At 51.1% G+C, this 16591-nt stretch carries 12 protein-coding genes; 6 read left to right on the top strand and 6 right to left on the bottom strand.

Annotation, left to right across the window (positions count from 1 at the left end; all coding sequences use genetic code 11):
* Positions 1–28 precede the first annotated feature (28 nt).
* Together iolB and J1C60_RS01075 are read right to left on the bottom strand one after the other, a co-directional pair.
* Complete coding sequence (gene iolB / locus J1C60_RS01080) at positions 29–847, bottom strand: 5-deoxy-glucuronate isomerase (RefSeq protein WP_128176959.1); 819 nt, start codon at positions 845–847, stop codon at positions 29–31.
* 102 nt (positions 848–949) lie between these two features.
* Positions 950–2455 (bottom strand): CoA-acylating methylmalonate-semialdehyde dehydrogenase, encoded by a 1506-nt coding sequence (locus J1C60_RS01075; RefSeq protein WP_128176957.1) that lies wholly within the window; start codon positions 2453–2455, stop codon positions 950–952.
* A gap of 447 nt (positions 2456–2902) precedes the next feature.
* On the opposite strand from J1C60_RS01075, the gene J1C60_RS01070 reads away from it, so the two are divergent.
* Complete coding sequence (locus tag J1C60_RS01070) at positions 2903–3715, top strand: TIM barrel protein (RefSeq protein WP_128176955.1); 813 nt, start codon at positions 2903–2905, stop codon at positions 3713–3715.
* A gap of 40 nt (positions 3716–3755) precedes the next feature.
* Here the strand turns inward: J1C60_RS01070 and J1C60_RS01065 are convergent, their stop codons facing one another.
* Positions 3756–4973: an MFS transporter gene (locus J1C60_RS01065; protein WP_128176953.1), complete on the bottom strand. Its 1218-nt coding sequence runs from the start codon at positions 4971–4973 to the stop codon at positions 3756–3758.
* A 185-nt stretch (positions 4974–5158) separates the two neighbouring features.
* Between J1C60_RS01065 and J1C60_RS01060 the strand changes: the two genes are divergently transcribed.
* Positions 5159–6199, top strand: a complete 1041-nt coding sequence (locus J1C60_RS01060; protein ID WP_128176951.1) for an AI-2E family transporter — start codon at positions 5159–5161, stop codon at positions 6197–6199.
* A gap of 2 nt (positions 6200–6201) precedes the next feature.
* Here J1C60_RS01060 and J1C60_RS01055 read toward each other — a convergent pair whose 3' ends face one another.
* Complete coding sequence (locus J1C60_RS01055; RefSeq protein WP_128176949.1) at positions 6202–6891, bottom strand: FadR/GntR family transcriptional regulator; 690 nt, start codon at positions 6889–6891, stop codon at positions 6202–6204.
* Between the two features lie 304 nt (positions 6892–7195).
* Here J1C60_RS01055 and J1C60_RS01050 point away from each other — a divergent pair, with 304 nt between their 5' ends.
* The 3 genes from J1C60_RS01050 to J1C60_RS01040 all read left to right on the top strand — a co-directional run bounded on the left by J1C60_RS01050 (position 7196) and on the right by J1C60_RS01040 (position 11601).
* On the top strand, positions 7196–8485 hold the full coding sequence (locus J1C60_RS01050) for an MFS transporter (RefSeq protein ID WP_128176947.1): 1290 nt from the start codon (positions 7196–7198) through the stop codon (positions 8483–8485).
* A 137-nt stretch (positions 8486–8622) separates the two neighbouring features.
* Positions 8623–9807, top strand: a complete 1185-nt coding sequence (gene uxuA / locus J1C60_RS01045) for a mannonate dehydratase (protein WP_128176945.1) — start codon at positions 8623–8625, stop codon at positions 9805–9807.
* 216 nt (positions 9808–10023) lie between these two features.
* Positions 10024–11601 carry an EAL domain-containing protein gene (locus tag J1C60_RS01040; protein ID WP_375139766.1) on the top strand — a complete coding sequence of 526 codons (1578 nt, stop codon included), beginning with the start codon at positions 10024–10026 and terminating at the stop codon, positions 11599–11601.
* Positions 11602–11686: 85 nt separating this feature from the next.
* On the opposite strand, the gene J1C60_RS01035 is transcribed toward J1C60_RS01040, so the two are convergent.
* Positions 11687–13000, bottom strand: a complete 1314-nt coding sequence (locus J1C60_RS01035; RefSeq protein WP_128176943.1) for a purine-cytosine permease family protein — start codon at positions 12998–13000, stop codon at positions 11687–11689.
* Between the two features lie 36 nt (positions 13001–13036).
* Positions 13037–14473, bottom strand: coding sequence for an amidase (locus J1C60_RS01030; protein WP_128176941.1), 1437 nt, complete (start codon positions 14471–14473; stop codon positions 13037–13039).
* Between the two features lie 559 nt (positions 14474–15032).
* Between J1C60_RS01030 and proP the strand changes: the two genes are divergently transcribed.
* The gene (proP, locus tag J1C60_RS01025; RefSeq protein ID WP_128176939.1) at positions 15033–16535 is read left to right on the top strand and encodes a glycine betaine/L-proline transporter ProP; all 1503 of its coding nucleotides are present in this window, start codon (positions 15033–15035) and stop codon (positions 16533–16535) included.
* Positions 16536–16591: the final 56 nt, after the last annotated feature.

Raw genomic sequence — 16591 nt, 5'->3', positions numbered from 1 at the left:
ATCCTCAAACCTTCGGTAGTGAATGGCGCTATTTTTTACGCGGATACCGATCGCTGTTAACCCAGGCGTGATCTTTTTCCCAGCTAAATTTCCATAATCGTACTGGCCCAGCCATCACGTTCAGATAGTAATTGTCGTAGCCTGCCAGGGTCGCCACCGGATGGTAGCCACGGGGAACGGTAACTACATCATGATTATAGGCCGCCATACACTCGTCAAGGTCCCGGTCTTCGGTATAAACCCGTTGCATTGCAAAACCCTGTTCAGGATTAAAGCGGTGATAGTAGGTCTCTTCAAGATAGGTTTCATCCTCTGCATCCTCACGATCGTGCTTATGACTGGGGTAAGAGCTTGTATCGCCTTCATCGGTATATACTTCAACGACCAACAGGCTGTCTGCAGGTTGAGTATCCGGCAAAATATTATGTACCAGCCGCTTATTACGCCCTTTACCACGAAACTCCACTCCCACATCCGCGGGTGAAATCAGGCGTGCAGGAAGATTCCCCTTACCCGGCGCATTACAGACCGCCAGTTCAAGATCGGAATCAGCGTAAACCTCAGCATAATCTCTGTGGGGCACATACACAGAATAAGCAGGCGTGCGCTCAAATGGCGACATCCGCTTGCCGATACCGGGAAAATCTGCCCCCCGCGTTTTTATCGAAGCCAGACCCGCCACCAACACGAGGCACAGTTCTTTGTTACCGCTTTCGAGATGGAGCGTTTGTCCTTTTTTGAGCTGGTAGGCGTCAAACCCAACATAGCGCCATCCGGCACTCTCCGGAGTAATATGCTGGATTCGTCCATTTTCATCCGGGGGGCTCATTTTGGATAGTAATGACATGCGGTTGCTCCTGTTTCATCATCGTTCCGGAAATGCCACGAGGATGGCTCAATCATCCAGCTTCGCGGCCCGATAACATCCAAATAACTTTAGCTACGCCCGTTACCCCAGCGTTGGCATACTGAATTCTGACACGGTTTGTTGACCACAGGGCCAGCGCACGGTGGCCGTTTTCATCCGGGTATAAAAGCGAACGCCATCCGGACCATGCACATTAAGCGCGCCAAATACCGAGCGTTTCCAGCCGCCAAAACTGTGAAATGCCATCGGTACAGGCACCGGAACATTAACCCCAACCATTCCCGCCTGCACTTCGCGTACAAAATCGCGTCCGATGTGACCACTGCGGGTAAAAATCGCGCTCCCGTTGCCGAACTCATGGCTGTTGACCAGTTTCAATGCCTGCTCATAATCAGATGCACGCATAATGCTTAAAACGGGGCCAAAAATTTCTTCACGCCAAATCACCATATCGGACGTCACGTGATCAAACAGCGTACCGCCGATGTAGTAGCCCTCGTCGTAACCGGCTACCTGAACATGGCGTCCATCGACAACCAGCGTGGCACCTTCCTGCTCGCCCCGATCGATATAACTCAGCACTTTTTGTCGATGTGCTGCAGAGACAACGGGGCCCATTTCATTTTCGTCGGCACCTTGCTGTATGCCCGGACCTATGCGTAACGCTTTTATGCGTGGCGTCAGCGCTGCGATCAACGTATCAGCAGTATCGTCTCCAACGGCAACAACGACCGGCAGCGCCATGCAACGCTCACCTGCGGAACCAAAAGCGCCACCAATAATAGCGTTTACCGTTGCGTCTAAATCAGCATCCGGCATCACGATCGCATGGTTTTTTGCGGCACCAAATGCCTGAACGCGTTTGCCATGTGCACTGGCAGTTTTGTAGATATACTCCGCCACACCTGATGAGCCAACAAAACTCACAGCCTGAACGCGCGGGTCGGTATACAGCTGCTCTGCATCCTCATTGGCGCAATGGATCACATTAAACACCCCCGCAGGCAGGCCAGCCTCAGCCAGTAACTCGGCCATGCGTACCGAAGCCGAAGGATCAAGTGCCGGAGGTTTTAGTACGAAAGTATTGCCACAGGCCAGCGCGATAGGGAACATCCACAGCGGGACCATAGCCGGGAAGTTAAAAGGGGTAATCCCTGTCACTACGCCTAGCGGCTGCATCAGTGAATAGCTATCCACACCGGTTGCGACGTCCGCTGAGTTTTCGCCTTTAATCAGGTGAGGAATACCACAGGCGAACTCAACCACTTCCAGGCCACGCGTCAGCTCTCCCTGCGCATCCGACCAGACTTTTCCGTGCTCACTGACAATCAGTGCAGCCAGTTCATCACGATGCACTTCCATCAGATTTTTAAAATTAAATAGGATACGTGCACGCCGCAATGGCGAGGTACGGGACCATCCATCCCAGGCGTTATGGGCAACCGCAATAGCTTGTGTGACTTCTTCCGCCGTGCTTTGCGTCAATTCACGGACTGGTGCGCCAGTAGCAGGGTCGTAGATTGGAACGGTTTCGTTGCTGGCGCTTAGCGTCGTCTTACCGCTAATAAAGTTTCCAGTGATATTCATGTCGTCGCCTCGTTGATGGGGAGATTCCGGCACGCTATTAACCACGTCAACACCAGCCTGCCAGACAAAATCTGAATGCATATTCTGAACGTATTATATTGAAATAAATTTTTCAAATAGTTATCTTTGGAAGATTCATTTTTAGCGGTATAGATCGCATTTTTAAAGAAATCGATGACAACGATTTATGACTATTAACTTGCGATCCTCAAACATTATTTCCCTTTTTACGTCGGCACTTAGCCTTTTCCTTCCTCATTCATCTTTTTATGCATCATGGGAACTGAGGGGTACAGTTCGTTGATAAAAGGGGTAAAACCAAACGCCGGAACATTTTTTTGCGAACTGCATCTAAAAATTTAAATTTCATAATTAACTAAATATGAAATAAATGCTCCTTTAATCGATAACCAATCTGATACTTTTCTCTTTACCGGGCCCTTGGATATGACTATCGAATTAACCCGTTTTTGTATTAACCGCAAAATTGCACCTGCGCTCTCCATTGAGGCATTTTTCAAGCTGGTTCATCGGGCAGGATTAAATAAAGTCGAACTACGTAACGATATGCACGGCGGAAAAGTGACAGACAACCTCAGCTACGCAGGGGTACGGCGACTGGCAGAACGCTATCACCTGGAGATCGTGAGCATTAATGCACTTTATCCATTTAATCAGCTGAACGATACGCTCTTACAGAGAACGGCGGCGCTGCTGGAAGAGGCTAAAGCCGTAGGATCCAATGCGCTGGTCCTCTGTCCGCTCAATGATGGCAGCACGATTGCAACGGAAGATATGCTGCTGGCCCTAAAAACCCTTGCTCCGTTATTTCAGGAGTCGGGGATTCAGGGGCTGGTAGAGCCGCTGGGTTTCTCAACCAGTTCTCTGCGTTCGATGGCAAGCGCGCAAGCCCTGATCCGTGCTGCTCAGTTGCCTTTCCGGTTGGTTCTGGATACTTTCCATCACTATTTATACGAAGCAGCGGAAGACGAGTTTGGCGATCTCGATATCCATAATATCGGGCTAGTACATATTTCAGGTGTCATCGATCCCCGGCCAACCGGTATGTTGGCCGATGAACAGCGCCTTATGCTGAGTAAGAACGATAGACTGGACAGCATCGGACAGGTACAGCGCCTGGAAATGCTGGGATATCGGGGCATTTATGCGTTTGAGCCTTTCTCTTCAACGCTGGAAACGTGGCATGAGGCCGATATCGAACGCGAAATACATCACAGCATTGCCCTGCTGCAGGCGTGATTTCTATTCAGGCGGGGTTGCGCACTCCCGCCCGAGAGGTCTATATATCCGTTGTGTGATATTCAGCGCTCGTTGTCCGGCGTTGGAGATAAAGCGTCCCTACCAGTGCAAGGCAAACCAGTACCCCACTCAGCAGATAAATAGACGAAACACCGGCGTAACCCATGATTAAACCCGCGATTGGGCCAGTAATTCCCAGCGATAAATCCATAAATGCAGTATAGGTGGCCAGGGCGCTGCCCTGATTTTGTGGGGGAACCACCTTCACGGCAACTACGCCAATCGCAGGGAAAACAAGTGAGAACCCTGCCCCCGTGAGCACAGCCCCGAGATTAGCCTCCCAAGGAAAATGACTGCTTCCAACCAGGAAGAGCCCGGCAGCTTCCACGACAAAACAGCAGGCGGCCACTTTCAAACCACCATGACGGTTGATACTACCGGGAAACAGCAAGCGGGTTCCCACAAAAGCTGCGCTAAACAACGTGAGTGTAAACGCGGCCCCCTCCCATCCCTGAGCCTGATAGAACAGCGTAATAAACGTGGCGATCACCCCAAAACCGGTAGAGCCCATTGCCAGAATAAGGCCAAATCCGTAGATTTTCCCCAGTACCGCGCGAAACGGCAGGAGCTTGCCCTTACTGCCTTTTACCGTCGGGCGCGGTATCGCAAATGCAATGGCGGTGACAATAATGGCCATAATTACCGCTGCCAACAGCAGTATGCCGCCGGTACGATAAATCACCACGCCAAGCGGGGCACCAATTGCCATTGCACCGTAAGTGAAGATACCATTCCATGAAATAACCCGACCAATATGTAGCGATCCCACGATCCCCACGCCCCACAATGTCGAGCCCGTTCCGGCAAAACTCTGTCCAACGCCCAGCACTAACCGGCCAATGCATAGCAACGCCAAACTCAGCAGCGGCAGCGCTGTTGTGAAAGCCGCTAACGCATAACAGACACCGCTGAGAAAGCAGCCACAAAGGCCAACAATCACCACTTTTTTCGGTCCCCACAAGTCGGCATAGCGCCCTGCATGTGGACGACTTAACAACGTGGAAAGATACTGCAGGCTAATCACCAACCCTGCCCAAAATGCGCTATAGCCCATGACGTCATGGACATATCCCGGTAGCACCGCAAGCGGTAAGCCAATCGTCAGATAGCTGGCAAAGTTGAAGATAACAGTAGAAATAATGCGCAGGTTTAAACGCAAACCACTTGGTACTGATTCCGCTGCTGGTTGGTCTGACATGGAGTTCAAAGCTCGCGATCGAATAAATTTTGACACTGAAAGGAGACTATACCCTAAAGCGGTCAGTCTGTGAGTCCCCGACAGCAGAGATATGTTACGTGTCCTTTGCTTCATTAACTCCTAAAATCAGAAAGTTAACTCCCCGGCGTCTACACTAAAATGTAACGTCCCTTTCAGGAGAGTGTATGACCGCACCGCAGCAGGAAAAAATAGGCCAAAATATGCTATTAAAAATGGCATTGCTCGTGGTGATTTTGGCAGGAGTCCGCGCGGCATCGGATATTATTGTGCCTTTTCTGCTGGCGAGTTTTCTGGCCATAGTGCTCAATCCGCTGGTCACCATGCTAATGCGGCGCGGCGTCCGCCGTCGTTGGGCCATCACGCTGGTTATGGTGGTGATTCTGATCATCATTACGCTCTTACTGGCAATGCTGGCCAGCTCAGTGAATGAGTTTTCTACGCAGTATCCTGAAATCCGTCCCCTGCTTGAACAAAAGCTGACAGTAGTTCAACACCTTGCCGCCAGGGTGAATATTAATATCTCTACCGAAGCGCTCGCCGCAAGGCTTGATCCTAACGCTATCATGAACGTCGCCGGTACGGTGCTAACACAGTTTTCTGGTGCGATGACCAATATTGTTCTGTTAGTGATGACGGTTATTTTTATGCTGTTTGAAGTGCATCACTTACCGTACAAGCTGCGTAACGCCTTGATCAATCCTCAGATCCGTATTGCCGGACTACATAAGGCGTTAAAAGGGGTCACACATTACCTGGCGCTTAAAACATTAATCAGCTTAATCACCGGCGTAGCCGTCTGGCTGGCTTTATTATTGATTGGCGTAAAGTTCGCGCTGCTATGGGGCGTAGTCGCATTCGTGCTTAACTTTATCCCCAATATCGGGCCTATTATCGCCGGGATACCGCCCCTGATTCAGGCGCTGGTACTCAACAATGTCTATGATGCGCTGATGGTTGCAGCCCTGTTTACGGCCATTCATATGGTGTTTGGCAATGTGCTGGAACCGCGCATGATGGGACGCGGTTTAGGGCTCTCCACGCTGGTGGTTTTTTTGTCATTAATTTTCTGGGGTTGGCTATTGGGTCCCATTGGTATGCTGTTGTCGGTACCGCTGACCAGTGTTTGCAAAATCCTGATGGAGACCACCCCGGGAGGCAGCAAATTAGCCATCTTGCTCGGCAATGGTAGGCCAAATCGAAAATAGACTTATTTTTCGATAAATAGCCGATCGTAAACGTGCTGGAGATGCAGTTCCATGCAGGTTCTGGCACGTTGTGGATCGCGGTCAATAATTGCCTGAGCAATATTTTCATGATCGCGGTTCATCTCCAGTGGAAAATCGGTTTCAGCATAATGACTTTCCAGCCGTACAAAACGGGAGCTTTTCCGCTTGTTCCACAGGTGTTCCATCATATCCCTCAGCACTTCATTTCCGCTCATTTCACTGATAAGCAAATGAAAACGCTTATCTTCATGCAGAAATTTCTCGTCGTTAATATGCAGTTGAATCAAATCCTGAGTAATTTCCCGCAGCTCAATACGCTGCTCATCGGTTGCGTTGCGTGCCGCCATTTCCGCCGTCATGGCTTCAAAAACCTGCCGCGCCTTAATGAGATCTTTCAGGCTGAATTCGTCTTCACTGCTGGCTTCAATGCTTTTCGGGATCGGGTTAGAAACGTAGACACCATTGCCGGTGCGGATCTCTACCCAGCCGGTGATCTCCAGCGCGATCAGCGCTTCGCGAATGGAAGAACGACTGACGCCCAGTTGTTTCGCTAACTCACGCTCCGGTGGCAACATCGCACCCGCAGGAAATTGCCCCTGCTTGATACAGCCAATCAGCAAATTCGAGATTTGCCGATAGAGACGTTCAACCTTAAGTGTCGGTAACTCCATTTCCTGCTCCTGCCTATCGCATGCTGCATAAACTGGGACGAAGCTTATCATAGGGATTTATTAATTGCGTAGCGCACGCCCACTGCGGCGATATCACTGTGTCACCGCACCTTCTGGTGCCATCACTTACCGACAAAAAACACACCTCTCATTTTATTCATCCTGCGATCCCGATCACGGCACTCATTTCTGTTTCAAGACTATGCTTCATTATCGGCCCAGTGGCCTGACCGCTGGGCCGGAACCCATAATAATGCGACAGACATGATAAAAGGGGCGGCAATCCGCCATTAAGGACAAAAATATGTCACTTTCATCCATTGCGAGTCCGCTGGAAAAAACGCATCGCATCAAGCGGATCCAAACCGTTTCGCTCACGTTGTTGTTTATTGCTGGCATTATCAACTTCCTCGATCGCGGATCCCTGTCGATCGCTAATGAAGCGATCCGTGCCGATCTTAGCCTCTCAGCAACTGAGTTTGGCGTACTGCTCTCCGCTTTTTCACTCTCTTATGGCATATCTCAATTACCCAGCGGTCTGTTGTTGGATAAATTCGGCCCGCGTATCGTACTGGGCGGAGGCCTGCTATTTTGGTCATTGATGCAGGCTATGGCTGGCGCAGTAAACAGTTTTTCCCACTTTATTCTGTTGCGTATCGGCCTGGGAATCGGTGAAGCCCCGTTTATGCCGAGCGGGGTAAAAGTGGTGAATGATTGGTTTAATGCCCGTGAGCGCGGCCTGCCAATGGGAATTTTTAACTCTTCCACGACATTTGGGCAGGCATTCGCCCCACCGATTTTAGTCGCACTGATGCTGGCCTTTGGCTGGCGTATGATGTTTGTGATCATCGGGGTGGCTGGAGTGGCCGTTGCTCTCTGTTGGTATGCGTGGTATCGCAATCGCGATCGCTTCGCACTGACACATGAAGAACAGCAATATCTGGATGAGGGAGCGAAGCCCGCGCAGAAGACTCGCGTGTCGCTACAAGAATGGCGTGCGCTCTTCAAACGCCGCACCGTATGGGGCATGATTTTAGGTTTTAGCGGCGTGAACTATACCGGCTGGCTCTACCTTTCCTGGCTGCCGGGCTATTTACAGGCGGAACGCGGATTAAGTCTGGCTAATACCGGTTGGGTAGCGGCGATCCCTTTTCTGTTCGGCTCTTTCGGTATGCTGGTTAATGGTACGGTTGCCGATCGTCTGGCAAAGCGCGGGCATTCGCTGGCAAAAAGCCGTAAAGCCCTCATTTGCCTCGGTCTGGTTTGTTCAGCCGCCTGTACGCTGTTGGTCGTACAGTCTACCTCAACCACGATGGCCGTGGGATTCATCAGCCTGGCGCTGTTCTTCGTGCACTTTGCCGGAACCTCAGCCTGGGGTCTGGTACAGGTCATGGCACCTGCTCGGATGGTGGCCTCGGTCAGCAGTATCCAGAACTTCGGTAGCTTTATCTGTGCCTCTTTTGCACCGATTGTCACTGGCTGGGTAGTCGATACGACCCACTCTTTCAATATGGCGTTGGTGATCTGCTCCTGCGTCACCTTCGCGGGCGCATTGGCTTACTTCTTTATCGTTAAAGATCCGATTGAAGGTTAATTATTTATGGTCGGGATTGGGCCGTGACTGACGTAACACATGCCGTAAGGACACTGCAGATACAGCACGGTGAACAGGCTCACGCATCCCGACCCCGCTTTAGCAATCAGTTCACCCTTACAGGGTAAGGAAAAAATATGGAACATACATGGCGCTGGTACGGCCCAAACGATCCCGTTTCGTTGGATGATGCACGTCAGGCCGGTGCTACCGGCATCGTCACAGCACTGCACCATATTGCTAACGGTGAGGTATGGCCAGTTGAAGAAATTCAAGCACGGCAGGCATTGCTGGCAGAAAAAGGTTTAATTTGGTCAGTGGTAGAGAGTATCCCGATCCATGAATCCATCAAAACACAGCGCGGCGATTATCAGCATTATATCGCTAACTATCAGCAATCTCTCCGTAACCTGGGGAGCTGCGGCGTGGATACGGTCTGCTACAATTTTATGCCGGTACTCGACTGGACCCGTACCGATCTTGAATATCCGCTGCCGGACGGCTCGAAAGCATTACGTTTTGACGCCGTGGCCTTCGCCGCCTTCGAGCTACATATTTTACAACGCCCCGGCGCCATGCAGGAGTACAGCGATGAGGAACAACAGCAGGCAGCAGACTATTTTCACGCTATGAGCGCAGAAGACGTTGAGAAGCTGACTCGTAATATTATTGCCGGACTGCCGGGTGCGGAAGAGGGTTATACCGTTGAGCAATTTCAGGCTCAGCTGTCACAGTATGATGGTATCGATAAGGCTAAATTACGCGAACATATGGCCGAATTCCTGCGCGCTATCGTGCCGGTGGCGGAAGCATCCGGTATCGTTCTTGCCGTCCATCCGGACGATCCACCACGCCCTATCCTCGGCCTGCCACGCATTGTCTCAACCATTGAGGATATGCACTGGCTAAAAGAAACCGTCGACAGTATTCACAACGGCTTCACTTTCTGTACCGGTTCTTACGGCGTTCGTGCCGATAACGATTTAGTGAAGATGGTGGAAACCTTTGCCGATCGCATTCACTTTACCCACCTGCGATCCACGCGCCGTGAAGAGAACCCCAAGAGCTTCCACGAAGCAACCCATTTAGGGGGTGATGTCGATATGGTTCAGGTGGTAAAGGCAATCCTTGCTGAAGAACAGAAACGTCGTAAACAGGGGTCTACCCGCGCCATCCCAATGCGGCCCGATCACGGGCATCAAATGCTGGATGACCTGAAAAAGAAAACTAATCCGGGTTATTCCGCTATAGGCCGCCTAAAAGGGCTGGCGGAACTTCGTGGCGTAGAACTGGCCATCAGGCAGACCTTTTTTAACGATTGATATCCCAATTTGCTGGCGGGCCGCGACAGGCTCGTCAGCCGTTGTTAATATTCCTACGATATCCACCACCGCAAAAGTCAATATCACCTTAACTCAGTGAGTGTTGTCCCTACCCGAGATATCATCCGAGCCACTCAACCACATGCTATTCTGCAACATACGCCACGTATTACCGCATACTCAGTTCAACAAGTGATCGCAAATAAGGAGCCTCCTGTGGTGGCAGCCCTCACACGGAAACGCAATCGCAGCTGGCTACTTTTGCTGGCCGCAGGACTATTGCCTGTGCTGTTAAGCCTGGTTTTTACCTTTATTGAAGCGAAGAAGATCGTGCGCCATCAGCAGGTTTCAACGACGGAAACCTTACTCAACCAGGCGGAAGAGATCGCCAATAAGGCATGGGATATGCTCGACCGACTACAGCAATACGATCGCCGAGAGTGTGCTCCGATCGAAAAGGATATTCATCGGCTGGGTTCAATTTATGCCTATTTCCGCTCGGTAGGCTTATCGAAAGGCGACAACGTACTTTGTTCCTCTGCTTACGGCCAGCATCCCGGCACCCTGCAACAAATGGTACGTCTGCCGCAGTTCTTAAAGGATAAAAAAGATCAGATGCTATCAATTGATGGCACGGTTGGTGCCCCCGATCGGCCAGCGGTGATTTTTTACCGAGCGTTACCCTCAGGCTATGGCGTATTTGCAGTTGTTGACGGGCAGTACCTTACTGATTTGATGCGCGTACTGGGTATATCACGCGGCTACCAGATGGAAATGCAGTTTGGCGGTGGCTTTCGTATTCAAACAGGCCAGGTCAATGCAGTTCACAATAGCCTGGCCGACAATAGCCGCTATAGCGCTAACTCTTCGCGCTACCCCATCAGTATTAGTGTCACTTCACCCGCGACCGCATTCGTGAAAAGCTGGCAGCAGATCTTTTTAACCTTTCTGCCCATGACCGTAATGTTCTCGCTGTTATTTATGGCGTTAGTCCGCAGCTGGCTCAAACGGAAGATGTCTTTCCGTTACGATATTCGTAAAGCGATAGAGAACCAGGAATTTACCGTCCATTATCAACCCGTTTATCATGCGAAAGCCGGTTCATGCAGTGGCGTTGAAGCGTTAATGCGCTGGCGGCGGCGTGATGGTAAATGGGTTCGTCCTGATATTTTTATCGCCGCCGCCGAGGCGGAAACGATGATCGTGCCGCTGACCCGCCATCTGTTGGATTTAATTGCCAGGGATGTCGCCCATTGGTCAATGAAGCCTGGCTTCCATCTTGGCGTTAATGTCGCGGCCGAGCATCTGCAGCACTCCGATTTCGTAAGCGATATTCGCCAGTTTGTCCAAAAACTCGCCGATAAACAGGTAAAGATAACGTTAGAGCTGACGGAACGTAGTCTGATCACCGATGGTGAGGGAGTGGCCAAAAAACTGGCACTGCTCCGGCGAGAAGGGCTCGCTATTGCTATCGATGATTTCGGTACCGGCCACTGTTCGCTGAAGTATTTACAACAGTTCGAACTCGATTACCTGAAGATAGATCGCGGCTTTATCAATAGCATTGAGTCCATTGAAAGTGAAACACCGGTACTGGATGCGATCATTAGTCTGGGCGATAAACTGGCGCTACAGGTTCTTGGGGAAGGTGTTGAGACGCAAATGCAGTTAGAATATTTACTTAACCACGGCGTAACCTTTATTCAGGGTTACTATTACGCCCGCGCGATGGACAGTAACACGCTGCAGCATTGGTTACAGCACGAGGGGAAAAAGTCCATCAGGGACCGATAATAATGGTCCCGAGCACCGCTAATATCGCGCCCCACACAGCGTGGGACGCGCTAGTACATCATGGTTTTACAACGCCTGATGTGGCTCAGACGCTTTTCTTTTCTGGCATCATAGCAACCGGGGCTTTAGCCGCCTGTTTTACCAACAAGCTGTAAGCAACGGCCGCACTTAATAAGCCAATTACCGCTTCACCAAAGGCCGGGAACCAAACATGTGCGATTACCGCGCTAGCACTCCCAATCGCCCATGCGAGGAATGCGCTACCGCGAAATGCCGTTGCAGGGCGTTCACGGCTGATCGCCTCCATAAAGATTAGGTCGACAATCATGACCGCACCAAACGGCGGCACCACCACACCCAGCAGGCTAAGCCACGACAGAAAATAGTGCCAGACGCCAACCAGCGCTAAGACGCCGCCGATGACGCCAAGAATAACCGTCCAGAGGCGCATTTTACTGCCAAAAAGATGGCTGAAGCCCACCGCCCCATTGTAGAGACAATGCGTACACACCGAGCCAAGATTAATAAACACAAACACAAAGGCGATCACGCTGAGTGCAGCGCCATGTCCCATGAGCAACGGCAGAAAATTACCGCCGTTTTGCAGCGGATCAATCGCAGCACCCGCTGCGACGATCACCACGCCAAACAGGTAGGAGATAACGTTTGCCAGTGGAAAAGCTGAAAATGCCGCTATCACCGCGGATTTACCATCTTTTGACCAGCGGGTGAAATCAGCCGTCATGGTGCCAGAATCGGCAAAACCCGCAACGACCATCGTGACGGCGGTTCCCATCGTCATTCCACCTATCGCCGCACCGCCGCCCTGGAAAGAGACAATTTGACTGAGATCGTGTTCACCTGAGATAAACCACAGTGCCACCAGCCCAAGAATGACATACATCGGTGCCGCAATCATTCCAAGTAGCGACAGCGCACGCACGCCCATAAAAGTAATACCAATGTAGAGCACCATAGCAAAGGCACTCACACCCAGCTCATTCCAGCCGAAAGTTTCGTGAATCACCGTCCCGGTTAGTCCGGTTTGAAACGCGTACCAGCCGATCACCACCGTCGATAAAAATCCGGAAACCAGGATATAGCCTTTACTGCCAAAGGTACGTTTCGCCTGCAGGGCAAAATTCAGGCCTGTGCTACCGGCAAAATAACTGAGGGCACCAACATAGCCAAACAGCACCAGATTACCCAGCAGAATTGCATATATTGCTGGCCAGAAGCCAAGATGCCAGGTGATGATGCCACCAAACAGCGCATTGGTCAGGATCATAGGAAAACCAAACCACACGGCTGCAACTGAACGAGTGGAGTGGCGGTGAGTTAACGGAACCGGTCCATGTTCAAATTCTTGTTCCAATGTATTTTGCTGTTCTGATTTCATGGTCGAATCCCCATTGGATTTATCAAAGATGATGCATCAAGGCTGTAATACAGCTGGCTTGTGATGTATCCAGGGCTGTGCCTGTTCGAATAACGCACTGGCAGCCAGTACGGTTGCATCATCCAGATGCCTGCCCACAAGCTGTAAGCCAACGGGCAATCCTGATGACGTCAACCCGGCCGGTAACGATGCTGCCGGTTGCCCGGTCAGGTTGAGTGGGAAACAGAACGCCAGCCATTCGTTATTGGCCACCATGCGTCCGTCAATAATTTCCGGGCCCTGCATATAAAGAGGGAAAGGTGGCGTCGCAAGTGTTGGCGTGATTAACAGGTCATAACGCTGCATAAAGCGCCACATACTGTTCGTCACGGCCTTGCGAGTGGTTATCGCATTGGTGAAATCTTCGGCGCTCCAGTTTTGACGCAGCATGGCGACCAAATGTGGTGACATTTTATCGCCATAGGTTTCCATCAGCCGACGCATCCCCACCAGGTCGGTATCCATCGCGACCAGCGCCATAAAAGCTTCACGTGGGTCGGGAAAACCAGGATCGGCTTCTTCTACGATACAACCTAACTCACGCTCAAAAACACTAACGGCGCGGCCAACGATGGCACGAACCTCAGGGTCAACAGCGGCGTATCCCCAATCAGCGCTGTAAGCGATACGCAATCCTTTAATATTCCGACGCGTTGCCGCCAGCCAGTCAACATCACCACCGGGGATTGAGTGTCGATCGCGCATATCAGGCCCGGCAATAACTGACATCATCAGCGCAGCATCCGCAACGCTGCGCGTCATTGGTCCAATGTGCTCAAGCGACTCCCAGCTTGAAACGCCGGGATAACGCTCATCGCGACAGCCAGGATAGAGCGGTACCCGTCCCATTGATGCCTTAAAGCCGTAAACGCCGCAGTGCGCTGCCGGAATACGCACCGACCCACCGCCATCACTGCCAAGCGCGAGCGGGCACATCCGTGCCGCCAGCGCAACACCAGAACCGGCACTTGATCCGCCAGGTGTTAGCGCCGTATTCCACGGATTACGCGGTGACTCAAATAGTGGATTATGACCGACGCCACTATAGCCGAACTCCGGGGCGGTCGTTTTTCCGAGGATAATGGCACCTGCCTGCCTGACACGCTCCACAACGATATCGTCCTCATCAGGAATAAAATCTTGATAAATGAACGAACCAGAAGTGGTTTTCACACCAGCAGTAGAAATGAGGTCTTTGACAGCAATGGGGACTCCCGCCAGCGCACCCACGTCCTCTCCTCGCGCCAGCTTTTTATCCAGTTGCTGTGCATCAGCCAGCGCTTGCTCGGTGGTCGGTGTGCAGAAGGCATGTAGCGTAGGTTCCAACAGCTGCATGCGCGCTATTGACGCCTGTACCACTTCAACAGCAGAAAGCTCACGGCACTTTATCAGCGCGGCTAATTGCAGTGCATCTGTATCCAGGATATCCCGCATCTCATTACTCTCTCATCAGGTGCCATATTTCTCTAAGGCTTATGCATAAAGCAGGCCAGCCTTCTTCGTGCAGACGTTATGAGATGGGATAAGCCAGATGAATACTGGCCTGGATACAAGTTCAGAACAGAGCAAGGTCGCTGCACGGAGAGATAAGCCCCCGATGTATCGCCCGGGTTTGCACGATAACAAGGCACACAATGCACCATGCGTTACGCAAGAGCCGCTCACAGAAAAAGTAAGGATGCGGTTTATGATCTCCTCTACCGAATAATCCTCTGAGCAATGAAAAGTTATCTCTGTGCCAGATAAATTTACAGCCCGATTATCTGGCAGAAACCGAGATAAACTGACAGAAAATTACATATATGGTCATTCAGACGATATACTGTATGGTCGGGCGGCTGCATTTTACACGGTACGCATTGCGATTCCGCACCGCTCAATGGCTATCAAATGGCCAGATAAAATTTTCTCTTACATGCGGCCAGCTGGCGTTTTAGCGACTATGCTGGCCGATGGGAATTTTCATTTTGGGTAAAAAATACAGGCGATTTATATGAAGCTACGTAGGAAGCGTGTAAAGCCAATCGCGTTAGATGATGTCACTATCATTGATGACGCAAGATTACGTAAGGCCATTACTGCGGCATCCCTGGGGAATGCCATGGAATGGTTTGATTTCGGTGTTTATGGCTTTGTTGCCTATGCATTAGGTAAAGTGTTTTTTCCGGGCGCCGATCCGAGCGTGCAAATGATTGCCGCCCTTGCAACCTTCTCAGTTCCCTTTTTGATTCGTCCATTAGGTGGCCTGTTCTTCGGTGCGCTCGGCGATAAATATGGCCGACAGAAGATCCTGTCCATCACCATTATCATTATGTCGCTCAGCACCTTTGCCATCGGCCTGATACCGTCGTATGACAGTATCGGCATTTGGGCACCTATTCTGCTGCTGCTGGCTAAAATGGCACAGGGCTTTTCCGTCGGTGGCGAATATACCGGCGCCTCTATCTTCGTGGCAGAGTATTCACCCGACCGTAAACGTGGATTTATGGGAAGCTGGCTCGACTTTGGTTCGATTGCCGGTTTTGTACTGGGGGCGGGCATCGTTGTTCTGATTTCCGCGATCATTGGCGAGGAGAGCTTCCTGCAGTGGGGTTGGCGCCTGCCGTTCTATCTTGCGCTGCCGCTAGGTATCATCGGTCTTTACCTGCGCCACGCGCTAGAAGAGACACCCGCGTTTCAGCAGCACGTTGATAAGCTTGAGCAGGGAGATCGGGATGGGCTACGTGAAGGACCGAAGATCTCGTTTAAAGAGATCGCGACTAAGCACTGGAAAAGCCTGTTGGCCTGTATTGGTCTGGTGATCTCTACCAACGTGACCTACTACATGCTGTTGACCTATATGCCAAGCTATCTGTCGCATAATCTGCATTATTCAGAAGATCATGGCGTGCTAATCATTATCGCTATCATGATCGGTATGCTCTTTGTGCAGCCAGTAATGGGGCTGCTGAGCGATCGTTTCGGTCGTCGTCCCTTCGTTATTATTGGCAGTATCGCGCTGATGGTTCTGGCTATCCCGGCATTTATGATGATTAACAGCAACGTAATCGGCTTAATTTTTGCCGGGCTGCTGCTGCTGGCAGTGATCCTAAACTGCTTCACTGGCGTAATGGCATCGACTCTGCCCGCGATGTTTCCAACGCATATCCGTTATAGCGCGCTGGCCAGCGCCTTTAATATCTCAGTATTGGTCGCCGGTCTAACGCCTACGCTGGCCGCCTGGCTGGTTGAAACATCAGGCGATCTGTATATGCCAGCTTATTATCTGATGGTAGTGGCTGTGATTGGCTTAATCACTGGCATTACGATGAAGGAGACGGCAAATAAGCCCCTGCGTGGCGCAACGCCTGCGGCTTCGGATCTGGAAGAAGCAAAAGAAATTCTGCAAGAGCACCACGATAATATCGAACAAAAAATCGAGGATATAGATGCAGAGATTGCTGAGCTGGAAGAAAAGCGCAAACATCTGGTGCATCAGCATCCAGATATTAACTAAGTCTGTATAAGTAAGTTGCATCAGGGTGGCCAACCCCCGGAACGGGGTGCTCCCTG

The sequence above is a fragment of the [Pantoea] beijingensis genome, assembly GCF_022647505.1.
In the GTDB taxonomy this organism is placed as follows: Bacteria; Pseudomonadota; Gammaproteobacteria; order Enterobacterales; family Enterobacteriaceae; genus Erwinia; species Erwinia beijingensis.
This window is presented reverse-complemented; position numbering and strand designations above follow the sequence as displayed.